The sequence below is a fragment of the Mesorhizobium sp. J18 genome (assembly GCF_007829525.1).
GTDB lineage: Bacteria > Pseudomonadota > Alphaproteobacteria > Rhizobiales > Rhizobiaceae > VLJP01.
Map to the genome: position 1 here is coordinate 169,599 of NZ_VLJP01000001.1, position 24,508 is coordinate 194,106.

A 24,508-nucleotide genomic window follows, 5' to 3' on the forward strand; every position below is an offset into this window, starting at 1 on the left:
AAGCTTCCGATGGATCGAAACTAGGCGATCGGCTTCGACCCTTCTTGCGCGGATTGGCTGGCTCAACCCTAAATGGGGGAGATTGCGTGATGACGCTGCGGCCGTGCAAGACCGGATTTGCGCAGGCCCGTGCGATTGAGCGCGGTGATGATCGCCTTTCGCGTATCGCGCGGGTCGATGATGTCGTCGACGCCGTAGGCTTCCACGGCGCGCAGTGAGCCGAGCTGGCTGCGGAAACGTTCGATCAGGGCGTCGCGATGCGCATTCGGATCGGCTGCTGCTGCGATGGCCTTCCGGTAGGCGACGTCCACCGCGCCCTCGACGGACATGGCGCAGATTTCGGCGGTCGGCCACGCGACGCAGAGATCGGCGTCGAAGCTGCGTCCGCCGGCCATGGCGATATAGGCCAGTCCATAGCCCTTGCGGATGACGACCGACATGCGCGGAACGGTTGCCTGCCCGAGTTCAAAGAGCAGCCTGCCGCCGCGTCGGGCAAGACCGCTTCGCTCAGCCGTGGGTCCGACCATGAAACCCGGCACATCGATCAGATACAGAAGCGGAATGCCGAAGGCATCGCAAAGCGAGATGAAATGCGCGCCCTTCTCGCAGGCCGCCGCCGTCAGCGTGCCGCCCAGATGCATCGGCTGGTTCGCGACGATGCCGACCGGCCGGCCACCCATGCGGCAAAAGCCGGTGTACAAGCTCTTGGCGAAAGTCGGCTTGATCTCGAAAATGCTGCCTTCATCAGCGATCGCGGTCATGATCTTGCGCATGTCATAAGCGCGGCGGATGTTTTCCGGCACGATGGTGAGCAGCGATTCCTCGCGGCGATCGACGGGGTCTTCGCTGTCGAGAAGGGGCGGGGCCTGCTCGGCATTGGACGGGAAATAGGACAGATAGCGGCGGATAGCGGCGAGCGCCGCCTCGTCATCGAGCGCCGATAGATCGGCGATGCCGGCCTGGTCAGCTTGGATCTGCGGCCCGCCGAGTTCTTCCTTGTCGATTGTCTCGCCGGTTGCTGCCTTCACCAGCGCCGGCCCGGCGATGCCCATGGTCGAGGTCTTGTCCACCATGACGACGAAATCGGCCAAGGCGGCGAAGTTGGACGGACCGGCAAAGCCAGGTCCCATCATGGCGGCGATGATGGGAACCCAGCCGGAGAGGTCGGCAAAAGCCTGGAAGAGCGTGGTGCCGCGGGCAAAGTGGCGGCTGTCCAGGCCCTCCTGGATGCGATGGCCGCCACCGTCGAGCAACATGATCAGCGGGTAGCCATGCTGCAGGCATTGGGCAGCGATGCGCAGCACCTTGTATTCGCCGCGCTCGCCGTTGGAACCGCCGACGATGGTAAAATCGAAGGCGCAAAGGGCGACCGGACGGCCCTCGATCCTGCCGAAACCGGTGATCACGCCATCGCCGGGCGCTTCGAGATTTTCGGTGTCGAAGGTATCGCGGCCGGGCTCGACCAGCGCGCCGGACTCCTCGAAGCTGCCTTCGTCCAGCAGGAGCGCGATGCGCTCGCGCGCGGTCAGCTTGCCCAGCGCGTGCTGACGGGCGACCGCTTCCGCGCGCGCTTCGTCCCGGCCTGCCTGCCGACGCGCCTCGACCGCTACCAATTCATCGTTCAGCTTCCCGTTCTCACTCATGCCTGTCGCCGTCCGGTTTGCGGGAAACCCGCTTTCTCCGCATCCCAGGTGCCTCCGGGGACACCGATCTCACGCAGGTGCTGCTTGCGGATTTTCTCGGTCGGCGTGCGGGGAAGTTCGTCCATGAACTGGAAGTAGCGCGGTATCATAAAATAGGGCAGCCGCGATTGCAGGAACGTGAACAATTCCTCCCCGCTGACCTCGACGTCCTTCCGCAGGACCACACAAGCCTTGATGTCGTCCTCCGTGGCGTCGCTCGGCACCGCGACCACGGCGCATTCGGCAACGGCCGGATGCTCCAGGATCTCGCGCTCGACCTCGAAACTCGAAACATTTTCGCCGCGGCGGCGGATCGCGTCCTTCACGCGGTCGACGAAGATCAGCATTCCACGCTCGTCGCGTTTCATGGTGTCGCCGGTGTGGAACCAGAGATTGCGCCATGCCGAAGCGGTCGCCTCCGGCATGTCGTGGTAGCCGTCCATGATCACCCAGGGTTCCTTGGCGCGGATGACAAGCTCGCCCGCCTTGCCGGGCGGGACGTCCATGTCGTTCTCGTCAACGAGGCGGATATCGTAATCCGGCCGCGGCCAGCCGATCTTACCAGGCTCGGCGCCTCCGATGGGCGACAGGATTGCCACCGCTGCCTCTGTTGAGCCATAGGCGGAACTGACGATCTCGATACCGAACCGCTTCTTGAAACCCTCCAGATCGGCCATGACCGGCACCATGATGATCTGTTTCAGCGGGTGGTCGCGGTCCCTTTCGCTTTCCGGCTGACGGTAGAGGAATTCTGCCATCACCCCGAGCAGCATGGTATAAGTGCAACCATATTCCCGGATGTCATCCCAGAACTGCGTGGCGCGGAAGCGCGGCAATATGATCGTCGTGCCGCCGGCGATCAGGGTATTGTAGACGCCCTTCCATTGGCCGCCGATATGGAACAGTGGCAGGACTACCAGCGCCGTGTCGTCCTGCTTGCAGGCGCCGTAGATCTCCGGCGTCGAGTAGCCATAGGCATGCGCATGGGTGACGCGGACACCTTTGGACAGGCCAGTCGTGCCCGAGGTGTACATGATGCCTATCAGGTCCCAGGGCGCGATCGCCTCTGGCTCAGCCGGCTCGGCGTCAAAGAGGTCGGAATAGGGCCGCACCCGCATGCGTTCGGGCAGGGCGGCCGCCTGGCTAACGTCGCCGCGTATGACAACTTCCTCCAGTGCGGGAATCTGGTCCGCGATCGCGGCAAGACGCTCGACATAATGATCCTCGATGATGATGGCGCGCGCGCCGCAATTGTTGATCACATGAACGAGGATCGAGCCGAGATAGGCGGTGTTGATAGGCACCTCGACGCGCCCGGTGAGGCCGAGCGCGATCCAGCATGAGATGTAGTCCATATGGTTGTCGAGCATCAACAGAAGCGGCTGCTGGCGCTCGACGCCGAGCTTCGTGATGCCGCCGGCTAAGCGCAGTGCCTCGTCGTTGAGCTGGCGATAGGTCAAGGAGCGCCGCGGGTCGCGCAAAGCCGTCTTGTCCGGATTGCGGCGCAGGTTGCGCTCCATGACGCCGGCAAGCGTCCGCTCGCCGAGCGACGGCAGTTTAGGGTCGGGAAGGCGGAATTCCTCTGCCATTTCTCCTCCTGATCCGGGATACGAGGTTTCGCTCAGCGGATCCGGTGCAGGATATGCCATGTGACCGGGGCTGCAATGGCCGCGACGGCCAATTTCAGCATGTCGCCGTAGACAAAGGGCATAAGGCCGAGTTCAAGAGCTTTGTCCCAGTCGGCGAAGAAGCCGAGCCAGAGCAGGCCAGGCACGTAAAGCGCGACGGTTCCAGCCGTCATCGTCACGGTGGCCCGGCCGACGGAAGCCGTCCAGCCGAAGCGGGCGAGGGCTCCCGTCAGCGCTGCCGCGATAATAAAGCCTGCAAGAAAGCCGCCAGTCGGGCCGACCATATAAGCAAGGCCGATGCCGCGCTCCGGCGTTCCGGCAAGCACGGGAAGTCCGGCCGCTCCCTGCGCGAGGTATACGAGCACGGTTGCCGCCGCGAGCCGTGGACCGTAGGCAGCCCCGAGCAGAAGCACGACCAACGTCTGCAATGTCATTGGCACCGGGAAGAAGGGCACGTTCGTCTTTGCTGAAAGTGTCAGCGCCGCTGAACCGGCGACGACCAGCAGCAGTTTCATCGCCATGCGGTCGAAAGACGATCCGGCGACGAGCTCGGCGAGAACAGGGAACTGGTGTTGCGTGTTTGCGGACATTTGCCTTCCTCCCGATACGCGAAGCGATTGATCCGAATCTAAGGGTGGGGTTCGTCTGGAGACTTGTGTGAAATGGCTATGACCCGTCTACCGGCCGTTATATCGCGGCTCGCGCTTCTCCATGAAAGCGCGTGGGCCTTCGCGAATATCCTCGCTTTCGAAGACTGGTCTCGCGAATGCCTGCTCCATCCGCAACGCCTCGTTTTCAGGGCGGCCGAAGCATTCACGGACGGATTGGCGGATTGCTCGCGCGGCAAGTGGGCCGTTGCGCGCAATGCGCTCGGCGATTTGCATGGATTTGTCCAGCACCTCGGCCTGCGGCACGACATGGCTGACGAAGCCTATCTCGAGCGCGCGGCGCGCGTCGATCATGTCGCCGGTCAGAAGCATCTCCATCGCCGTGGATTGCGACACCTGACGCGGCAGGCGCACCGTCGAGCCGCCCTTGGGGAAGATCGCCCAGCGCACCTCCGGCATGCCGAAGACGGCCGTTTCCGAGGCGATCCGGATATCGGTGCCCTGAGCCATTTCCATTCCGCCTGCTACGGCTATCCCGTTGATCGCAGCGATCACAGGCTTGCCGATATCGAAGCTGCGCAGCAGCGCCGTCTCGAAATAGCTGTCGTCGCCTGCAACCATCCGGTCCCATTCGTCTTCCGGCGTCCTGTCGCCGCTCATCAGCGGCAACATGCGGCCGAGATCGGCGCCGGAGCAGAAGGCTTTCTCGCCGGCACCGGTCACTACGGCCACTCGGATTCCGTCATCCGCCTTGATGCCGCGCCAGGCCTCGGCGAGCCGCACGGTCGTTTCCGGGTCGAAGCAGTTGCGGACCTCTGGCCGGTTGATGGTGACGAGGGCGATGTGCCCCTTCTTCTCGCAAAGAACCTTCATGCATCCACCCTGATCTGAGTGGAGCCGGTTTTGCGCGATCGGTCACGACATGCTTGTGCCCAGGCGCTAGGTCCGGCAGTCGGCATAGCGTATTCACACAAGTCGCCCTGTCGTCGTCTGTCTATCCTCCGCTACTGAGGAACCGGAAAAACCCGTGCAATCGGTGGAGGAGAGAATGAAGATTCTGCAGGACCGCGCCCTTGCCGCGCCGATCGGCCGTCGGCAGTTGCTGAAAGCCGGCGCCGCCAGTGCCGCCATGCTCGCCATGCCGGGCATCATCGGCCGCGCACTCGCCGACGACGAGTTGAAGATCGGCTGGGTTCGCCCGCTGACCGGACCGCTGGCAAGCAGCTTCGAAGCGCTCTATGCTGCTGGTGACATTGCCCTCGAGGAGATCAACTCGGCAGGCGGCATTCTCGGTCGTAAGCTGGTCAAAGTCGAGGTGGACGACGCGGGCGCGCCGGCGAACGAGCCGATCGCCATGCGCGAACTGATCAATCAGGACGTCAAATTCGTCGTCGGTCCGGTGGGCAGTTCGCAGACGCTCGCTTCGCTGGCCGTCTCGACGCCGGCCAAGATCATCCAGTCCGGCTACATCACCGCCAGTGAAGGCGGCGCCGGCACTCGGTATCCTTATCATTACCAGTGCGTGTTCACCGTCGAGACGCAGGCGGTGATCTATGCCGAGCATCTGGCGGAGAAGACCCGGGCCAAGAAGATCGGTATCCTGGTTGAAGATTCTGCCGCCGGAACCTCGGTTCTCGCCGCCTGCAAGGAAGAACTGCCGGCACGCGGCCTGACCATCGTCGGCGAACAGATCTCCCCCTTGCGCTCCAACGATCTGACGCCTTTCCTGCGTTCTCTGAGAAGTGCTGGGGCGGAAGCTCTCTGCGCCTTCGTCTCCAACAATATCGATGTGACGCAGTTCTTCGTCGGCCTGCAACGGCTTGGCTGGCAGCCGCCGGTTGTCGGCCACATCGGGCTGGTCTTCGCCGCGGCAGACAAGGCTGTGCCGGATGCGGCACGCTATCCGGATGCCTTCGCTGCCAGTTACAAGGCATTGACTTTCACCGACAGCGAGCAGCCCGACGAGCGCGTCAGGAGCTATATCGACAAGATCCTGGGATTGGGCTTGCCGCCCGCAGCCCTTCCGCCGGCAGCGACTAGCCCATATTACGACTTCCTGCATGTCCTCAAGCATGCAGCGGAGGAAACGGAGTCACTCGATACCGACGAGATCAAGGCGTATCTCGACCAACTCACCGGCTATAAGGGCCTCTTCGGCGAGATGAAGTTCACTGCGGAAAACCATACCGCCTATGGGCCGGAAGCGGCGGCCATGGCGCAGGTCTTCGTCGAAGATCCAGGCGAACTGGTCACCGCCTCGCAAGGTCTTTTCAGGCCGCGCGGCTAAGGGCCTGCCATGCTTCTGGAGGACTTCCTGGCGCTGATGGTCAATGGCGTGACGCTTGGCGCGGTCTACGCCATGGCCGGCATTGGCCTCAACATCGCCTACAAGCCGACCAACGTCTTCAACCTGGCGCAGGGCGAATTCGTCATGCTTGGTGCCATGCTGGGCTGGCTGTTCCTAACGGACATGTCCATGGCGTGGATTGTCGGCACGATCGGGGTGGTGCTGGCCGTAGGCGCGCTGGGAGTCCTCGAGGAACGCGTGGCAGTAGCGCCGCATCTGAAGGTTCAGTCGCACCACCACGGCTGGCTGATAAGCACGCTCGCCTTTTCGATCATCATCATCAATATCGCGGATCAGGTTTTCAGGGCCGATCCGCGCTTCGTGCCGTCGCTGCCGGGAACGAGCCTCGATACCATGTTCGTCGGGCCGGTGGCCTTCAACACCCATCAGGTGGCGGTGCTCGTCATTGTCGTCGCCAGCGTCTTCGCCATCGAATATGTCTACCGCCGCACCCGCATTGGCAAGGCGATATCGGCGGTTTCCGAAGATCGGGACGGAGCGAGGCTCAACGGCATCAACCCATTGCACCTCACCATGATCTCCTTTGCCGCGGGCGCGGCCTACTGCGCCTTCGCAGGCATTATCGCCGCTCCCCTGATGCTGGCCAGCACGTCTCTCGGGCTAGCCCTGCTGGTCAAGGGATTCATGGCGATTGCGCTCGGCGGCGTCGGAAGCAACTGGGGAACGCTGCTGGCCGGCATCATCATCGGCTGCGTTGAGAGCCTCAGCTCCATCACACTTTCCACCGGATACCGGCAATTGCTGCTGCTTGGAATCCTGCTCGTCGTGTTGCTCATCCGCCCGAACGGATTGTTCGGTAAGGCTGCCGGCAGGAGCGTTTGATCCCATGAGTGGTTCAGCAAACCAGGCTGTCGGCAGGGCAGGGGCGCGTTTCACGCCAGAGACGGTGCTCTGCGCCATTCTTGCCGTCGGCGCGGTCGCGGTGGCCTTCGTCAACGGCCATTACCTCACGCTTTTCACCTTCGCCGCCGTTTATCTCATCGGAGCGATGGGGCTGAACGTGCTGACCGGCTATATGGGCATCATCTCCATAGCCCATGGCGCGCTCGTCTGCGTCGGCGCCTACGCCACTGCGATCGCGACCGTCAATTACGGCTGGAATTTCTGGCCGGCAGCAGGTCTATCGACTCTGGTAGGGCTCGGCTTCAGCGTCCTCCTCGGATTGCCGGCTCTGCGCCTGTCGTCCTGGTATTTTGTGCTGATCACCATTGCCTTCACGCTCGTTGTACCGGCCATGCTGGTGGAGTGGCGTGATTTCACCGGCGGCTATGCCGGCGTGATCGGGATTCCGAGCCCTTCGATCGGGCCGTTGCAGGGCCAAACCGGGTTCTTCGTCATCCTGGTGGCCGTCGCCGCTTTGTTGTGGTGGATCATCGCCAATCTGGTGAATTCGCGCATAGGCTGGGCGCTGCACGCGCTTCGTGACGGCAATATCGGCGCGCAGGCAAACGGCATTTCGTCCGCCCGCATGCGGCTCTTCGCTTTTGCATTCTCCGGTGCCTGCGCCGGACTGGCTGGAGCTTTCTATGCCGCGGCCAAGATCGTCGTCACGCCCGAGGAATTCTCCTTCGAGTTCTCGATCCTGTTTCTCTTCATCGTGGTGCTCGGCGGGCCGGGGAGGCTGGCCGGGCCGCTGTTCGGTGTGCTCGCCTTCTATGTCCTGCCCGAGCTGCTGACGGCGCTGCGCGAATACCGCATGATCGTTTTCGGCTTTGGCCTGCTTGCATTCTCGGTTTTCCTGCCGGCGGGGCTTGCCGGCGGCGTGGACCAGGTCGGTCGCCGGCGTTCCCGCAAGGCTATGGTCGGCGCGCCAACCGGCAGGCTCAAGCACGAGGCGGAGCCTGTCGAAGGCGCTTCGCTGACCATAGCTAACCTGCGCAAGCAGTTCGGCGGCCTGAAGGCGCTCGATGATGTGACGCTGAATGTGGAGCCTGGCAGCATCCATGTCATCGTCGGGCCGAACGGTTCGGGCAAGACGACGCTGCTCAATGTTGTCTCGGGCTTCTATCCGGCCAATGGCGGAACCATCAAGCTTGACGGAGCCGAACTGCTCGGGATGGCGCCGGAACAGATCGCCAAGCTTGGTGTACAGCGCACGTTCCAGACGCCGAAGCTGCTGGGCGATCTGTCGGTGCTGGAGAACACCTGCTTCGGTGCGTACACGCGTGAAAAGGCGTCAGGGTTCGAGATCGCCCTTTCGCTGCTGCGGGCAGTGCGTGAAAAGCGGGAGATCACGCGTGAGGCGCATCAGCTACTATCGCTGGTCGGACTTGACGGCATGGCGCATTTGCCGGCCGCAGAACTCACCCATGGCCAGCAGCGACTGGCGGAGATCGCAAGGGCGCTGATGGCCCGCCCGCGGCTGATCCTGCTCGATGAGCCGGCCGCAGGCCTTTCGATGGGCGAACTTGACCGGCTGGGAGATCTGCTGAAGGAAATCCGCCGCCTCGGGATGACCCTCGTGATGGTCGAGCACCACATCGAACTCGTGGCGAATGTGGCCGATCATGTGACCGTCCTGGATCAGGGCCGCATCCTTGCTGCAGGGACTTCGGAGGAGGTCTTCAACGACGAAGCCGTCATCAATGCTTATATGGGTGGCGCGAAATGAGCCGTCCGGAACCGATTCTCGACATCAGAGACCTTACGGCTGGCTACAACGCCATCCCCGTCGTGCAGGGCATCAGCCTTGCCGTCGGGCGGGGGGAGGCGGTGGCTCTTCTGGGGGCCAACGGGGCCGGCAAATCAACGGTGCTGCGCGCCGTATCGGGTCTGATCCGCCCAAAGGGCGGTGAGGTTCTGCTCAATGGGGAGAACGTCGCCGGCACCGGAGCGGAGGCGCTCGTCCGTAAAGGGCTGTCGCATGTCGCAGAGGGCCGGCGCATTTTCCGCAAGCTGAGCGTGGAAGACAATCTCGACCTTGGTCTCGCCAGCGTCTCTTTGAGCCGCGCCGAGGTGCAGCGGCGGCTGGAGGAGCAATATTCTCTGTTCCCCATTCTGAAGCAGAAGGCGAGCGATGCGGCAGGCTCGCTGTCCGGCGGCCAGCAGCAGATGCTTGCAATCTCCCAGGCTCTGATCCGCAAACCAGACGTGGTCATGCTGGACGAACCTTCGACAGGTCTGGCTCCAATCCTGATCGAGGAGGTCTTCACCAAGCTCGATCAGATCCGCGAGCAGGGCGTGTCGATCCTGTTGGTCGAGCAAGTGGTGGAGCGATCGCTCGAATTCGTCGACTATGCCTACCTCATTCAGGGCGGACGGCTGATCGCGCAGGGCTCACCAGCGGAATTGCAGAAGTCGAATGCCGTGAAACAAGCCTATATGGGCGAGGTTTCGATCCGGTAAGGCGCATCCCGACGGTAAGAAAAGTGAGAACGTGATGGGCATCTCCGTCAAAGACAAACGCGTTCCGGACGCTGCGGATTGTGTGCTTCGCTATATTCTCGAGAAGCATGCGGCCAGTCAGCCAGACAAGGTCTTCGTCCATTTCGAGAACGGTTCCGAATGGACCTATGCCGAGACCCTGTCCGTTGTCCGGCGCACTGCGGCTGGGCTACAGCAACTTGGGGTCCAACAGGGTGACCATGTGCTGTCGTGGCTGCCGAACGGACCTGATGCGCTGCGGGTATGGTTCGCCATCAATTACATCGGCGCGGTCTGCGTGCCGATCAATCTTGCCTATCGCGGCAGTCTTCTCGCCCACGTCATCGACAATTCCGATGCGAAGGTGATCATCGCCCATGCGGATCTGGTCGAACGGCTGAATGACATACCTACAGCCAGGCTGGAGACGATCGTCACGCTGAAAGGCAAACCGGCGAGCAAAACAAGACTTGCGCTGCATGACGACAAGGCTCTGGACGGCGACGAAACAAATCTGAAGCCGCTTGCGCGGGGCATTGCGCCCTGGGACTTGCAGTGCATCATGTACACCTCCGGAACCACCGGTCCGTCAAAGGGTGTGCGTTCTTCCTATCTGCACCTCTATTCGGTCTCGGCCGAGCCTTACCATTTCGCCAATTCAGACGACCGATACCTTATTAATCTGCCGCTTTTTCATGTGGGCGGCACGGTGGCCGTCTATGTCATGCTCATTCGCGGCGGATCGGTGGCTATCGTGGAATCCTTCCGGGCCTCGGAATTCTGGAAGGTGGTAAACGAGGGCAGGGCGACCATAGCCACGCTGCTCGGTTCGATGACGCCTCTGATCAGCAAGGCGCCGCCAAGTCCTGATGACGCCAAATCGAGCTTGCGGGTTGGGCTGATGATTCCCCTGGTCGAGGATGCGCGCAAATTCGGAGAGCGTTTCGGCTGCGAGATATATACGCTCTTCAACATGACCGAAGTCAGCATTCCGATCCTGTCTGAGCTCTACCCCTCGCCGGTCGGCACGTGCGGCAAGGCGCGGGAAGGCATGACGCTGCGTATCGTCGATGCCAATGACTGCGAAGTCGCACCCGGAGAAGTCGGCGAACTCGTCGTGCGAGCTGACCGTCCCTGGGCTTTGTCCGACGGCTATTACAAGGACGACGCCGCCACCGCGCGCGCTTGGCGCAACGGCTGGTTCCATACGGGAGATGCTTTCCGTCAGGACCAGGAGGGCAATTTCTTCTTTGTCGATCGCATGAAGGATACGATCCGCCGGCGCGGAGAGAACATCTCCTCCTTCGAGGTCGAGACCGAAGTCGCCGCTCATCCGAACGTCAAGGAAGCTGCGGTGGTCGCTGTACGAGACGAAATCGGCGAGGAAGAAGTGATGGCGGTTATTGCCCTCAAGGAGCCGGCCGCCTTCGATCCTTTCGAGCTTGTCGAGTTCCTGAAGCCGCGCCTGCCGCATTTCATGGTGCCGCGCTATTTCAGAGTGGTTGACGAACTGCCCAAGACGCCGACACAGAAGATCCAGAAACATGTCTTGCGCGAGCAGGGGACGGTTGAAGGAACATGGGACCGTGAGGCCCACGGTCTCCGTCTCAAGCGGCAGAAGCTTGCCACGTGACGCCGCAGCACGCGGACTTATCGTTCAGGAGAGTTGCATGACAGTCTCGATCAAATCGGAAATTGCCGGCATCGTCGAAACCCTGGAAAAATCCGTCGGCGACACGGTTTCGCAAGGCGACGAACTGATCATCCTTTCCAGCATGAAGATGGAAATACCGATCCTCGCGACAGTCTCGGGCAGGATCAAGGAATATGCCGTCGCCGAGGGCGACATGGTTTCCGAAGATCAGCTGCTTGTCGTCATCGAAGCGTGAAGCAGGACAGGACTCGATAGTTGACCGAGAAGAATGATGAACGCCCGGATCTAAAGGCGGTGCTCGAAGCGCGTGCCGCCCTTCAGGACGATGCCAGGCCTGAAGCAGTTGCGAAACAAAAGGGTCGCGGCCGCTGGACAGCAAGGCAGGCGCTGGCGGCGATCGTCGACGAGGGAAGCTTCGTTGAATATGGCGGTCTCGCTCGTCCCGTAATCGACGGCATGAGCGGTCCGGCCGACGGGCTCGTCATGGGCACGGCCAAGGTCGAAGGGCAGGCGGTCGACATCGTGCTCTACGACTACACGGTCTATGGCGGCTCGCAGAGCTACATCAATCATCACAAGATCACCCGCATGTTCGCCCATGCGGAAGAACTGCACCTGCCGGTGATCTGCTGGCTCGATGGTGGCGGCGCTCGACCGCAGGACGGCTCGCCCGGACGCCGGCTCACGCCGGAGACTTTCGTGGTCTTCGCCCGGCTTTCGGGCCTCGTGCCGACCGTCGGCATCGTGCCGTCGCGGGCCTTTGCCGGTCATGCCAATCTTGCCGGCATGTGCGATTGTCTGATCGGCATAAAAGGGAGCGCCATCGGTCTTGGCGGGCCGCCAGTGGCCGCGGCAATGGGCAAGCGGCTGGCGCCGGAGGAGATCGGGCCCGTCGACATGCATGCCAAGTCCGGCGTCGTCGATCTCGTGGCCGAGGNGCCGTCGCGGGCCTTTGCCGGTCATGCCAATCTTGCCGGCATGTGCGATTGTCTGATCGGCATAAAAGGGAGCGCCATCGGTCTTGGCGGGCCGCTAGTGGCCGCGGCAATGGGCAAGCGGCTGGCGCCGGAGGAGATCGGGCCCGTCGACATGCATGCCAAGTCCGGCGTCGTCGATCTCGTGGCCGAGGACGAAACGGATGCTATCGAACTCGCCAAGCGTTACCTTTCCTATTTCGCTCCGTGGCGCGGCGAGGTGATCGAGCCGGACACCTCGGTACTGCGTACTGTTGTCCCGGAGAACCGCCGCCGGGCTTACGATGTGCGCAAGGCGATCGAGCATATCTGCGACGTCGGCTCGGTGCTGGAATTGCGCCGCGATTTCGGCAAGGCGATAATGACCACCTTCGCGCGCATCGGTGGCCGCACTGTCGGCGTCATTGCCAACCAGCCGATGCACTTGGCGGGTTCGATAGATACGCCGGCCTCGGACAAGGCAGCGCGCTTCACGCAGATATGCGACGCATTCGACATTCCTGTCCTCCTGCTTTGTGATACGCCCGGCCTTATGGTCGGCCCGGACGCGGAGAAGACCGGTCTTGTTCGTCACAGCGCCCGCCTGCTTGTCGCGCTTGCCAATGCGCGCGCCCCGATCATGACGGTGGTCCTGCGCAAGGCCTACGGCCTCGGCTTCTATATCATGGGTTCCCAGGCCCTTCGTCCGGCTGTTCTTCTGGCATGGCCGACAGCCGAATATGGTGGCATGGGCCTCGAAGGCGCAGTGGAGATTGCTCATGGCCGCGAGCTGGAGCAGATCGCCGATGCGGAAGAACGCGACCGCCGCCGGCAGGAATTGCTAGGCGCCATGCAGCATGCCGGTTCGGCAATCGAAACCGCGGCACGCTTCGTTTATGACGATGTGATTGATCCCGCGACCACGCGCGATGTGTTGAAGCTCACGCTCGACACGCTGGCAAACCGCGATGGCGACACGAAACGGCGGCGCTTCATCGAGCCGTTCTGAGCATTTCGCTTCGCCGCAGCTCGGTTCGTCCATTCTGGTCGCGGCCGGCAATCCAGCTATTCGTCCGCACGCAACCTGAAGTGGCTTGACTAGGGACGGTGACCTCATACAGTCTTATCGCGTTGCGCTATAGAATATCGCAGAGCGATCTGATCGAGAGGGTAAGTGAACGAGCGCGGTCGTCTTTTTGTGGAATCGGTCGAACGAGGGTTCGCGGTACTTCGCGCCTTCCAGGGGCGAGAGAGCCTGAGCCTGGCCGAACTCGCAGTGGAGGCCGGCATTACCAAGAGCGCTGCGCAGCGGTTCACCCACACGTTCGAGATGCTGGGTTACCTCCGCAAAGACGCCGCGAAGCGTTGGCGACTGACCCCGCGTACGCTGGAGATAGGGACATTCTATCTTGCTTCGGATCCGCTGATCGAACGCGCCAATCCGCATCTCGTGGACCTGAACCACGCTTGCGGCGAGTCCGTTAACCTGTCAGAACCTGACGGCACCGAGATGGTCTATCTGGCCCGCTTCACGGCCAACCGGCGCTCCTTCATCCATATGCCTATCGGAACCCGCATCCCGATGTTTTGCGCCGCCTCCGGTCGTGCCTTCCTGGCCACGCTGCCACGTGAGAAGGCGCTTGCGATCATCGAGCGCACTGCGATGACGGCCTTCACCGCCCGTACCCTCACTGATGTAAATGCCGTGATGGCCAAGGTGGACGAGGCGCGCGAGCGCGGTTTTGCCAGCGCTGTGGAAGAATTCTATGTCGGGGACCTGAACATCGCATCTGCGGTCATTGGGGCCGACGGCACTGCACTAGGTGCGGTGAACATTTCCTGCCCGACAAGCCGCTGGTCGATCGAGGCCATGGAAGCGGAACTAGCACCACGCCTCATAGAGGCAGTGCGATCGATCTCTTCGGGTGGGTATCTCGTCAGGCAGACCAATAACAATCAATGGGAAAGGACTGGACAATGAAACTTAAATCTTTTCTTGCGGGCGCCGCTCTTCTGACCATCGCCGCGACGCAGCCGGCTTCTGCTGAAACCCTCAATGTCGGCTCGACGCCAACCGGCGTGCCATTCACGTTCCTGGACGTCTCAACCAACAGTATCCAGGGAATGATGGTCGATTTGATCCAGGCCGCTGGCAAGGAAGCCGGGTTTGAAGTGAATGTTCAGCCGGTGGATTTTGCCTCTCTGATCCCTTCGCTGACCTCTGGCCGCATCGACATTATTTCAGCGGCCATGCTTATCACCGACACACGCAAGGAGGTGATCAACTTCTCTGATCCGGTTATGCCTTATGGCGAGGGCATCGTCGTGGCAGCCGACGACAACACCAAGATCTCATCCTCCTTCGAGGAACTGGCTGGAGAGGTGATCGGTGTGCAGCAAGGCACCGTCTATCTTGAAAATCTCCAGGCCGCTGGTGGCTTTGGCGAGGTTCGCGTTTACGATTCCCTTGCCGACATTCTCAGCGAGGTAAATCGCGGCCGCATCAAGGCTGGAATGGGCGACAAGCCAATCATGGCCTACCAGCTCTCCCAGGGGAACTATCCCAATGCGAAGTTCGCTAATTATGAGAGCCAATATGTCGGCTCGGTTGGGCTTGGGGTCCGCAAGGAGGACACAGAGCTTTTGGAGCGCCTAAATACCGCTCTCTCCAGGCTTAAGGAAAAAGGCGTCATAGACGAGCTTGCCGCTAAGTGGGGTCTCCAATAAGCGGCCGTTGATTCCGAAGGCTAATCGGGATGCCGCAGTTCCTGAGCAAAGCCGGGCAGTATCTGCCTATCCTCATTGACGGCGTGGTGATCACCGTTTCGCTGACGATAGCAGCACTGGTGATCTCCACGGTCCTGGGGCTCGTCTGGGCTCTGATGCGCTATTCGGGCATCGGTGCCCTGGTCCTCATATCAAAGACGATCGTCAACACAGTGCGCGGCATACCGATCCTTGTCCAGCTCTTTTACATCTACTTCGTGCTGCCAGAATTGGGCATTGAATTGACCGCCTTCCAGGCAGGCGCAATCGGACTCGGCATCGCCTACTCCTGCTATATGGCGGAAAACTTCCGCGCCGGGCTCGAGGCGATCGAAAAAGGCCAGATCGAGGCCGCCCAGTCGATCGGCATGAAATGGCCGCTGATGATGCGGCGTGTGATCCTGCCGCAAGCCATTCGCACCGTGCTGCCACCATACGGCAACACCATGATCATGCTTCTGAAAGATACTTCGCAGGCCTCTGTCATAACGGTCGCCGAACTTACCATGAAGGGCAAGTTGGTAGCCTCGTCGACCTTCGACAACATGACAGTCTACACATTTGTGGCGCTGCTCTATCTCGCCCTGTCGGTGCCGCTGATCCTGCTTGCAGGCTATCTGGAGCGGAGGTTCGGAACCCGATGATCCGCCTTGAGAACATCCACAAACGCTTTGGCGATCTCGAAGTCCTGAAAGGCATCGACGTCGAGGTCGCGCAGGGCGAGGTCGTCTGCCTCATCGGTGCATCGGGTTCCGGAAAATCGACCTTGCTTCGCTGCATCAATGGGCTTGAAAGCCATGATGACGGGCGCGTCACTATCGACGGCGTAGAGGTCGATCGAAGGAAACCCTCGATCCACGACATCCGAACCTCTGTGACGATGGTCTTCCAGCGCTTCAATCTGTTTCCTCATCGCACTGCCCTGGAGAATGTCATCGAAGGCCCGATCTACGTGAAGGGAGAGCCTCGGCGTGAAGCTGAAGCGCACGGCCGGGCACTTCTCGACCGTATAGGGTTGGCTACAAAGGCCGATAGCTATCCGGCGTCACTTTCAGGCGGACAGCAGCAGCGCGTCGCCATCGCTAGGGCACTTGCCATGCGGCCCAAAGCGATTCTGTTCGATGAGCCAACCTCGGCGCTTGACCCGGAACTTGTCGGCGAAGTGCTTGCCGCCATGCGTGATCTCGCCAACGACGGGATGACCATGCTCGTGGTCACGCACGAGATGGGCTTTGCTCGAGAAGTCGGCGACAGGGTGCTGTTCATGGATGGCGGCCTGATTGTCGAGGAAGGGCCGGCCGAGAGCGTGCTCACAGATCCCCAACATGACCGGACCCGCGACTTTCTCCGCCGCGTTCTCAACAAATAGGCTTTCCTGTGATCAAGCTTCAACTTCCCCCTTCGCTTTGGAAGGCTACAGCAGCGCCTGCGCCTGAAACCAGGCCGCTCGACCAGGACGTGACTGTCGACGTTGCCGTCATCGGAGGCGGCTTCGCGGGGCTATCAACGGCCTTGCACCTCGTCGAAGCAGGCCGCTCCGTGCAGGTTGTAGAGGCCGGAGATATCGGTTGGGGCGCATCAGGCCGCAGCGGCGGGCAGGTTATTCCGGGCATCAAATACGATCCCGACGACCTCAGGAAAATGTTCGGGTGGGAAGCTGGCGCCAAAGCGGCAGAGAATTTCGGTTCGACAGCCGCCAAAGTTTTCGAGCTCATCGACCGCTACGGCATCGATTGCGACGACACACGCTCGGGTTGGGCCCAGCCGGCCCATTCGAAAGCCGCATTGCCGGCGGCCCTCGACCGCTGCAGGCAGTGGAAAGCACTTGGAGCAGATGTGGCTGAGCTAACCAAGGCGGAGATGGCCGATCTGCTCGGAACTGACAGCTATGAGGGAGGCTGGATCGACCGCCGCGGCGGCAGTGTTCAGCCCCTGAGTTACACGCGTGGTCTGGCGCGGGCCGCTCTATCCAAAGGTGCCTTCGTCGCCACCCACACAGCCGCCACCGGCCTTTCCCGGAGTGCCTCCGGATGGACCGTCTCGACCAACCGAGGTTCGCGGGTAAATGCGCGTGATGTGGTGGTCTGCACGAACGCATACAGCAAACAACTGTGGCCCAAGCTCGAGCAGACTATCATCGCAGCGAACAGCTTCCAGGTCGCGACCAGACCGCTCTCGGCCAATCTTGACCGGATGGTCCTTAAGAACCAGGTGGTCGCTTCGGATACCCGACGGCTTCTTTCCTATTTCCGTCGCGACCGGGATGGCCGCTTCCTGATGGGTGGACGCGGCACCTTTGCTAATCCGACAACCGACGGCGACTTCGCCCATGTTGAACGAATGCTTGCGCGTGCCTATCCTGTGCTGGCCAACCAGCCAATCGAATTTCGCTGGGGTGGGCGGGTAGCTATCACCCAGGATTTCCTGCCGCACCTGCACGAGCCCGAAAAGGGATTGCTCTTTCTTGTAGGCTGCCAGGGACGTGGGGTCGCGCTGCAGAGCAAGATGGGTGAGTGGATCGCTGACTACCTGGTGAGTGAGAACCCTGCAGCCCTGCCGCTACCTGTCACTGACATCACGCCCATCCCATTCCATGGACTGCGGCGGCTCTATGTGTCGGCGACGCTTGCCTACTACAAAATGTTGGATCTGGTCCGCTAAACGAACAAGCCGGTGCCTGGAACAGTCGCTTTGATTGTTGACATAGCTTCATACGCCTTGACGTTTGAGGGCTGCCGATCGTCTAGATTTCGAGCTGAGCTGCCAGCGCTTGTGGAACCACATCCACTGGCCGGGGTCTTGACGGATCCAGCCTTCCACGATGTCGTTGAGCAGTTGGGTTGTGCGCTGGATGTCGACCGCGCCTTTGTCGTCGCGGGGCAGTTCGAGCTTTTCCTCGACCTCAAGGCGGAAGCGTCCGCCGGGAAGGCGGATGCAGCGCGCCGGGTAGACATCGCAATCATACTGGCGGGCAAGCTTCGGAACGAGGGGGTTCGTTTCACATTCGCGGCTGAAGAAGGTGGTGCGGATGCCGCGCCTGAATTTCTGGTCCACCAGTACGCCGATATTGCCGCCCCGCTCCAGCACGCGGGCAAGCTGCAGCGCCACGCCGGCCTGTGAGGGCAACAACTCGCCCATGGCTGCCTTGCGCGTCGAATAAATATAGTCGGCGACATATGGGTTGTTGGGCGGACGGAAGAGGGCGGTGACCGGCAGGTCAAAACTCGCCGCGGCGATCGGCAGGAATTCGAAATTGCCGAGATGGGCGGTGAAGAAGATGAGCGGCTTCTTCTCTGCCCGGATGCGCATGAAAATCTCGATGCCGACCACTTCAACGCGCCCCGGTTCCGGCCGGGCGGGGTCGAAGTCGAACAACTGGTCCAGGAAGATGTATTCGACGGCAAGGCGCGCCATATTCGCCCACATGTCGGAGGCGATTGCTTCCCTTTCCTCTTCGGATTTCTCCGGATAGGCCCGGCGCAGATTTTCCATCGCCACGCGGTGGCGGCCGAGCCAGGGGCCGACGCGCCGTGCCCACCGATCAGCAAAATCGAGCGCGGTATCGACCGGCACGCGGCGCAACACGGACAGTGCCGCTCGGATGAGCTGGGCCGTGGTCCAGTATTCCGCTTTCTTCAGTCTTTGCGCGTTTCGATAAAGGAAGCGCTTCATGGGCGCGACCGTTCTCAATTCACGCGCAATATGATCTTGCCGAAGACGTCGCGGCCTTCCATCCGCTTGAGGGCAGTATCGATCTCGTCGAAGCCGGCGATGGTGTCGATGACCGGATGGACCAGGCCAGCAGCCATTTTCTGCATCGCGTTTGCCATATTCTCCATGCGGCAGCCGAACGAACCCAAGATCTTCAATTGCTGCTGGAAGAGCTGCATCAGGTTCATGCTGGTCGAGACGCCTGAAGTCGAGCCACAGGTTACCAGCCTGCCGCCGCGCCTGAGCGACAGCATGGAACCTGCCCAGGTATCGGCGCCGACATGTTCGAAGACTACGTCGACGCCTCGCTTCTTCGTCAGCTTGCGTACGACACCCTCGAAGCGCTCCTCGCGATAGTTGATGACATGATCGGCACCGAGCGCCGCGGCTTTTTCCATCTTCTCGAACGAGCCCACCGTGGTGATGACCGTGCAGCCCATGCGCTTGGCGAGTTGGATCGCCGCGGAGCCGATGCCAGAGCCACCGGCATGGATGAGGATGGTTTCACCGGGCTCCAGCTTCGCATTGTCGAACAGCATGTGCTCGACTGTACCGAAGGTTACGGGCGCCACCGCGGCGCCTATCTCGTCCACGCCCGGAGGGGCCGGCACGAGAAGCCGCGCAGGCAGGTTCATCTTTTCCTGGGCAAAACCGTCGAGATGGAAGCCATGCACGCCGGAAACATGCTCGCAGAGATTGTCGCGGCCTTCGCGGCAGGGGCGGCAGAGCCCGCAGGTGCGCGCGCCATAAATCGAGACGATCTGGCCGGGCTGCAGCTCCGACACTCCGGGGCCGACGGCATCGACGATGCCGGAGGCTTCGGCCCCGACGGTAAGCGGCATCTTGCGCTTGGCGAAAGCCATGCCGCGCCAGCCCCAGACATCGATATGATTGAGAGCGACGGCACTTATGCGCAACGTCACCTCGCCGCGGGCGGGGGGCGGGGGCGGATCGATCTCCACGGTTTCGAGTTTCCGGTCCGCGACCAGTTGCAATGCGCGCATCAGCCAGTGTCCCGCTTCAGCAAAAGCTGTCGCTTAGACCGGTTCGCGTGCCATGACAAGGCAGGTATTCTGCCCGCCGAAGCCGAAGGAATTGGACAGCACGCTGGTGATGTCTGCCTCGCGCTTCCTGTTCGGCACTACGTCCAGCTCGATCGCCGGATCGGGATTGTCATAGTTTATCGTCGGCGGGATGACGCTCTCGCGCATGGTCATAAGCGAGAATACCGCCTCGACGGCACCGGCCGCCGACAGCGTGTGGCCGATCATCGACTTGTTGGACGAAATCGGAATCTCGCGCATACGTTCACCGAAGACGGTCGAGAGCGACAAATGCTCCATCTTGTCATTTTCCGGCGTCGAGGTGCCATGCGCATTGATATAGGCGATTTCGCTGTCGCTCATGCCGGCGTCCGAAAGGGCAGCCTGCACGGCGGCGATTGCCGGCGATCCGTCCGGTTTGGAGCGGGTGCGGTGGAAGTCGTCCGCCTTCTCGCCGCAGCCGCGCATGACGCCGAGGATTTCCGCCCCTCGCGCTAGCGCGCTTTCTAGCGATTCCAGCACGAGAGCCCCGGAGCCTTCGGCCAGCACGAAGCCGTCGCGATCCTTCGAAAAGGGTTTCGAGGCTTTTTCCGGCCGCTCATTCTGAGTCGAGAGAGCAGAAAGCAGCGAGAAGCGGATGAGCGCCTCGGCGGTGGCCGAGCCGTCGGCCCCGATTGCAAGGGCGCGATCGCATTCGCCGCGCCGGATCGCTTCGACGCCGAGCTGGATGGCGGTTGCGCCAGACGCACAGGCCGTGGAGAGCGTGATTGGCAGGCCCCTCGTGCCGAATTTGTCGGCCAGCCGATCGGCAATGGTGCCGAATTGGCTGGCATCGAAATAATCCCGCTCGCGACGGCGGCGGGCATTGGCGAGAAGATTGCGGAAGCCGTCTTCTTCCTTGGCGGAAGCGTAAAGAGCCAGGCGGTCGTGCCAGTCGAGTTCTACCGGAGGAGCTGCGAGGAAGAGAGGACCGGTGAAGTCGTCGGTAGGAATCCCGGCTTCGGCTATCGCTTCCTCGGCGGCCAGATCGGCAAGCTGGTAGGTGAGGGCGCTGGCGCCCTTGTCGCTGGAAGGCAGGAAATCTACCGTGCCGGCTATGGTCGTTGCCAAATGATCGATGGGGAAACGCGTGATGGGATGGATGCCTGAGCGGCCGCTGGTGAGGGCCGACCAGTTGTCGGCCTTGCCCTGGCCGAGCGATGTGACCACGCCCATCCCGGTCACCACGACCACCGGTCTTCCAAAACTGTCGGTCGTCTTCACCTTGCCCTGCCTCCTCAAGCCTTGGTCACAAGGCCCATGCCTTCGAAGAGATTGTAGCCGATCGCCGTTGCCAGCACAGTCTCCGGCGCACCTTCGAGAGGCTGCTCGTTCTCTGCGTCGAAAACCGGGTAAGGGTGACCCCGCTCGATGGCGAGCGCGGCGAGCGCGATGGCGAAGGGGAATTGCGCCTCCTTCAGGTGTCCGGTGAGTGAGGAGAAGCCGCGAATCGCGAAACCGGGCGCGGTGGAAAGAGCCTGCTTTTCCGCCGCCGTTGCCGCATGTGCACCCGACGCGCCGGAAAGCGTCATTATGGTCCCGTCTCGCGGGGGCAGAGACTCCAGCATGCCTGTCAACGCCTCCGCCAGATCCGCTCGCGAGCGGCGAACTCGCTCCGAAACGACCGGTCCGATGGCCGCATAGGCTTTTCGCCCTCGTTTCTCGGCATGTTCGCGCGATTCCAGTACGAGGAATGCGGCGCCCGAGCCGGTGATGACGCCACCGCCTTCGGCCTTTTCACGTTGCCAGACGGGGGTCCAGTCGCCTCGACTGAGATATCCTGCAAGCTCGTAGGCAAGCAGCATGTCCGGATGCTCGGTCTGGAAGGCCGCACCGACAAGAATGTGGCTGGACTGACCGGAGCGGATGCGCGCCGCTGCAGTCTCGATGGCTGAAATGCCTGCGCCTTCCTCGCCCATGAATGTGCGGGAGGAGCCTGTGACCTTGTGGACAATCGAAATATTGCCGGCGAGCAGGTTGGAGAGCTGCGCCAGAAACAAAGTCGGCCGCAATTCGGTTGTCAGTTTCTCGTTGAGCAGGATGTCGTGGTCGTTGCGCGTCATGGCGGCATCGAGGATGCCCTGATCCACCGCCTGATCGCGCTCACCGCCGCCGGCCGCAACGATCATGTCCATGCTGGCCACCAGTGCTTCATCATCCTTCACGCCTGCGTCGTCGAGCGCAAGGCCGGCCGTATAGGTGCCGAGACGCTGCCAGGTCTCCATCTGACGCTGGTCACCGCGTTTGGGGATCTGAAGGCCCCAGTCGATCCCGGGCAGCGGATGTATGAGGTAAGGCGAGAAGCGTTCGCAATCGAGCACCGGCGTCGGCTTCTCGGCTGTCAGCGCCTGCCAATGGGCGTCAGTTCCTTCGCCGAGCGAAGAAACCATGCCTATACCGGTAATCATGACGTCGCGGGCGCTCATGCCGGCCTCGTATATGTGCTGCCGCGCTTGGGGAGCCGTTCAGGCGGCCTTGGCGGCGACAAGCGCGTCGATCTTGGCGCACAGGTTCTTCATGACGAAGTATTCCTCGGTGGAAACCTTGCCGTCATTTACCTCCTGCGTCCATTTTTCCAGTGGAACCTTGATGCCGAATTCCTTGTCGATCGCAAAGACGATGTCGAGGAAATCGAGGCTGTCGATCCCCAGATCATCGATCGTATGGCTTTCCGGTGTAATCTTGTCGCGATCGATCTCGCTCGTCTCGGCGATGATGTCGGCAACCTTGTCGAATGTCGTCGTCACTTGCGGTCCCTCGTCTGGGGGAAGTTTTGTCTTGTCATAATGTGCGGCTGTCTAATGCGTTTTGGCTGGCAGGAAAAGGGGCTATCGGTCACGTCGGATATCTCACGTTATCGGAAGATTATCCGGGCCGCGACGCCTAAGCCGTCATCTTTTCGTGAAACGATGACGGCCTCGCTTTCGCGCGGCGTCGCGCCCGTCAAGGCCGTGATGTTTGCCTGATGAGTGACCATGACGAGGTTGCCGGCACCTGAATGCGCCAGGATTCGCTCGCGTACCGCGGTGGTTTGCGCATCCTTGCTCTCGGGATGATCAGCGAACGAGTCGAGCGCTTCGAAGTCTTCGATCTCGATATCTTCGAAGGCGAGTCGAGCGGTGTCACGGGCGCGGCAATAGCGGCTCGTGAGAACCTTTTCGATCGGCGCGGCGCGCGCCTCGAAAAGCGCTCCCATGCGCCGCGCCTGCTGTCTGCCGCGGTCGGAAAGATTGCGCTGGGTAGAGCAATCCTCGATATCGAAATTGACCGGCTCGCTTGTGCCGGGCGCGTCTGCATGATTGATCAGGATGACCTGTCCGCCATTTCGGAGCAGGGCCCATCCGGCCTCGGTGGCTTCGACCGGAGCGGCCAAGGCCAGCACTATGAGAACTAGGAAAAGGCGAGACATTCACGCTCCTTTCTGCGGGCTATATAGGAAACGCAAATCCCGCATGCGACAAGACAACGCCCCGGTCGACCCCTGGTGGTGATCATTTGCCAGCCTCGCCTTGCGGTAATCTTCCGTGTCGCGTAGAGCCGGCTCATGTCTCCAGTTGCCGAAACAATCGGATTCGTCTTCGGTCTTGTCGCACTCGGTTATGTTGCTGGCTGGGCCGGTCTGCTGAAAGCCCAGACCGGCGACGCGCTGACCGATTTCGCGGTGACGATCGCTTTGCCACTGCTTTTGTTCCGCACCATGGCCGGCGCGGATTTCCATGACGGCGTGCCGTGGTCGCTCTGGGGTGCCTATTTTTCATCCGGGGCAATCGCTTGGCTGACCGCCCAGTTCTCGGTCATCTACATTTTCGGCCGTGACGAGCGCGCCGGCGTCGTGGCGGGGGTGACGGCTGCGTTCTCGAACCAGCTTCTGCTCGGCGTGCCGCTCATTCTCGGCGCCTTTGGCCAGAGCGGCTTCGAGGTGCTTTCGCTGATCCTTTCGGTCCATCTTCCCACGATGACAGCGGCCACCATCATCCTGCTCGTCCTTGTCGGCGGCAAGGGAAAGGGCGGCGGCATAGACTTCGTCGGCCTCCTTCGCCAGTTCCTGTCGACCATGCTCGTCAATCCGTTGATCATCGGCATCCTTGCCGGCCTGTTCTGGCGGCTGACTAGTCTTGAAACGCCATCTCTTGCCGGCCGTCTGATCGACAGTCTGGCAAATTTGGCCGGACCGCTCGCCCTTTTTGCGATGGGACTCGGCTTGAGGAAATTCGGACTGTCAGGCCATCTCAGTCCGGCAGTCGTGCTGGTGGCGGTCAAGCTTGTCCTCATGCCGGCAGTCGCACTGGCGATGGCGATGCTGTTCGGTCTGTCTCCTCTGGCGGCGAAAGTCACGGTAGCCGTGGCTTCCCTGCCTTCCGGCGTCAACACCTATCTGATTGCCGCCCGCTTCGGCACAGGGCAGGCTCTTGCCTCCAACGCCATGACGATCGGTACAGTCTGCGCCTTCCTGACCACCGGTACCTGGCTCGCCATTGCACAATGGGTGTTCGGCTGAGGCCTGCGCCCCATGATGACCGGCTTGCCGACTGCCCGAGCGGCACTAACTAGGCTTGTGAGCGGGCGTCGCATTCTGACGCGTCAACCGGCACGAGCCAGACGGTCATGGCTATTGAGCCAGGCGCATTTTGCCGTGCCGTGACGGTTGTCCGGTTCGCCGAAATGACGCAGGTTGTCGCGGCGATGGTGGGCG

General features: G+C 61.6%; 23 protein-coding genes. 13 read left to right on the plus strand and 10 right to left on the minus strand.

The features are described from left to right. Positions 1 to 68: 68 nt before the first annotated feature. From L598_RS00780 to L598_RS00795, 4 genes are all read right to left on the minus strand, one after another. Positions 69 to 1,643, minus strand: a complete 1,575-nt coding sequence (locus L598_RS00780; RefSeq protein ID WP_144859075.1) for an acyl-CoA carboxylase subunit beta — start codon at positions 1,641 to 1,643, stop codon at positions 69 to 71. Then, complete coding sequence (locus L598_RS00785; RefSeq protein WP_186444893.1) at positions 1,640 to 3,271, minus strand: AMP-binding protein; 1,632 nt, start codon at positions 3,269 to 3,271, stop codon at positions 1,640 to 1,642. The genes L598_RS00780 and L598_RS00785 overlap by 4 nt, the downstream gene beginning before the upstream one ends. Positions 3,272 to 3,303: 32 nt before the next feature. Next, positions 3,304 to 3,900 (minus strand): biotin transporter BioY, encoded by a 597-nt coding sequence (locus tag L598_RS00790; RefSeq protein ID WP_144859079.1) that lies wholly within the window; start codon positions 3,898 to 3,900, stop codon positions 3,304 to 3,306. A gap of 87 nt (positions 3,901 to 3,987) precedes the next feature. Continuing rightward, on the minus strand, positions 3,988 to 4,791 hold the full coding sequence (locus L598_RS00795) for an enoyl-CoA hydratase-related protein (protein ID WP_144859081.1): 804 nt from the start codon (positions 4,789 to 4,791) through the stop codon (positions 3,988 to 3,990). 175 nt (positions 4,792 to 4,966) lie between these two features. On the opposite strand from L598_RS00795, the gene L598_RS00800 reads away from it, so the two are divergent. From L598_RS00800 to L598_RS00855, 12 genes are all read left to right on the plus strand, one after another. Then, positions 4,967 to 6,205 carry an ABC transporter substrate-binding protein gene (locus tag L598_RS00800; protein WP_144859083.1) on the plus strand — a complete coding sequence of 413 codons (1,239 nt, stop codon included), beginning with the start codon at positions 4,967 to 4,969 and terminating at the stop codon, positions 6,203 to 6,205. A 9-nt stretch (positions 6,206 to 6,214) separates the two neighbouring features. After that, entirely contained in the window at positions 6,215 to 7,108 is an 894-nt protein-coding gene (locus L598_RS00805; protein ID WP_144859085.1) for a branched-chain amino acid ABC transporter permease, read from the plus strand. Between the two features lie 4 nt (positions 7,109 to 7,112). Then, positions 7,113 to 8,897, plus strand: a complete 1,785-nt coding sequence (locus tag L598_RS00810; protein WP_144859087.1) for a branched-chain amino acid ABC transporter ATP-binding protein/permease — start codon at positions 7,113 to 7,115, stop codon at positions 8,895 to 8,897. Beyond that, positions 8,894 to 9,631 carry an ABC transporter ATP-binding protein gene (locus tag L598_RS00815; RefSeq protein ID WP_210244954.1) on the plus strand — a complete coding sequence of 246 codons (738 nt, stop codon included), beginning with the start codon at positions 8,894 to 8,896 and terminating at the stop codon, positions 9,629 to 9,631. The genes L598_RS00810 and L598_RS00815 overlap by 4 nt, the downstream gene beginning before the upstream one ends. 34 nt (positions 9,632 to 9,665) lie before the next feature. Beyond that, positions 9,666 to 11,282, plus strand: a complete 1,617-nt coding sequence (locus L598_RS00820; RefSeq protein ID WP_144859089.1) for an AMP-binding protein — start codon at positions 9,666 to 9,668, stop codon at positions 11,280 to 11,282. A gap of 37 nt (positions 11,283 to 11,319) precedes the next feature. Further along, complete coding sequence (locus tag L598_RS00825; RefSeq protein ID WP_144859091.1) at positions 11,320 to 11,538, plus strand: acetyl-CoA carboxylase biotin carboxyl carrier protein subunit; 219 nt, start codon at positions 11,320 to 11,322, stop codon at positions 11,536 to 11,538. A gap of 20 nt (positions 11,539 to 11,558) precedes the next feature. After that, entirely contained in the window at positions 11,559 to 13,265 is a 1,707-nt protein-coding gene (locus L598_RS00830) for a carboxyl transferase domain-containing protein (protein WP_144859093.1), read from the plus strand. A gap of 165 nt (positions 13,266 to 13,430) precedes the next feature. Then, on the plus strand, positions 13,431 to 14,237 hold the full coding sequence (locus L598_RS00835) for an IclR family transcriptional regulator (RefSeq protein ID WP_144859095.1): 807 nt from the start codon (positions 13,431 to 13,433) through the stop codon (positions 14,235 to 14,237). Next, positions 14,234 to 14,983 carry an ABC transporter substrate-binding protein gene (locus tag L598_RS00840; RefSeq protein WP_144859358.1) on the plus strand — a complete coding sequence of 250 codons (750 nt, stop codon included), beginning with the start codon at positions 14,234 to 14,236 and terminating at the stop codon, positions 14,981 to 14,983. The genes L598_RS00835 and L598_RS00840 overlap by 4 nt, the downstream gene beginning before the upstream one ends. Before the next feature lie 29 nt (positions 14,984 to 15,012). Further along, on the plus strand, positions 15,013 to 15,666 hold the full coding sequence (locus L598_RS00845) for an amino acid ABC transporter permease (protein ID WP_144859097.1): 654 nt from the start codon (positions 15,013 to 15,015) through the stop codon (positions 15,664 to 15,666). Continuing rightward, complete coding sequence (locus tag L598_RS00850) at positions 15,663 to 16,391, plus strand: amino acid ABC transporter ATP-binding protein (RefSeq protein WP_144859099.1); 729 nt, start codon at positions 15,663 to 15,665, stop codon at positions 16,389 to 16,391. Before L598_RS00845 ends, L598_RS00850 begins: the two co-directional genes overlap by 4 nt. 89 nt (positions 16,392 to 16,480) lie before the next feature. After that, the gene (locus tag L598_RS00855) at positions 16,481 to 17,683 is read left to right on the plus strand and encodes an FAD-binding oxidoreductase (protein ID WP_281407353.1); all 1,203 of its coding nucleotides are present in this window, start codon (positions 16,481 to 16,483) and stop codon (positions 17,681 to 17,683) included. A 48-nt stretch (positions 17,684 to 17,731) separates the two neighbouring features. Here the strand turns inward: L598_RS00855 and L598_RS00860 are convergent, their stop codons facing one another. From L598_RS00860 to L598_RS00885, 6 genes are all read right to left on the minus strand, one after another. Further along, positions 17,732 to 18,694, minus strand: coding sequence for a lipid A biosynthesis lauroyl acyltransferase (locus tag L598_RS00860; protein ID WP_144859103.1), 963 nt, complete (start codon positions 18,692 to 18,694; stop codon positions 17,732 to 17,734). A 14-nt stretch (positions 18,695 to 18,708) separates the two neighbouring features. Beyond that, the gene (locus L598_RS00865; protein WP_144859105.1) at positions 18,709 to 19,737 is read right to left on the minus strand and encodes a zinc-binding dehydrogenase; all 1,029 of its coding nucleotides are present in this window, start codon (positions 19,735 to 19,737) and stop codon (positions 18,709 to 18,711) included. Between the two features lie 33 nt (positions 19,738 to 19,770). Beyond that, positions 19,771 to 21,039, minus strand: a complete 1,269-nt coding sequence (locus tag L598_RS00870) for a beta-ketoacyl-ACP synthase (RefSeq protein WP_144859107.1) — start codon at positions 21,037 to 21,039, stop codon at positions 19,771 to 19,773. Positions 21,040 to 21,053: 14 nt separating this feature from the next. After that, the gene (locus tag L598_RS00875) at positions 21,054 to 22,241 is read right to left on the minus strand and encodes a beta-ketoacyl-ACP synthase (protein WP_144859109.1); all 1,188 of its coding nucleotides are present in this window, start codon (positions 22,239 to 22,241) and stop codon (positions 21,054 to 21,056) included. A 39-nt stretch (positions 22,242 to 22,280) separates the two neighbouring features. Continuing rightward, entirely contained in the window at positions 22,281 to 22,562 is a 282-nt protein-coding gene (locus L598_RS00880; RefSeq protein WP_144859111.1) for an acyl carrier protein, read from the minus strand. Positions 22,563 to 22,669: 107 nt separating this feature from the next. After that, complete coding sequence (locus L598_RS00885; RefSeq protein ID WP_144859113.1) at positions 22,670 to 23,224, minus strand: histidine phosphatase family protein; 555 nt, start codon at positions 23,222 to 23,224, stop codon at positions 22,670 to 22,672. 135 nt (positions 23,225 to 23,359) lie between these two features. Here L598_RS00885 and L598_RS00890 point away from each other — a divergent pair, with 135 nt between their 5' ends. After that, positions 23,360 to 24,313: an AEC family transporter gene (locus tag L598_RS00890; protein ID WP_144859115.1), complete on the plus strand. Its 954-nt coding sequence runs from the start codon at positions 23,360 to 23,362 to the stop codon at positions 24,311 to 24,313. Positions 24,314 to 24,508 lie beyond the last annotated feature (195 nt).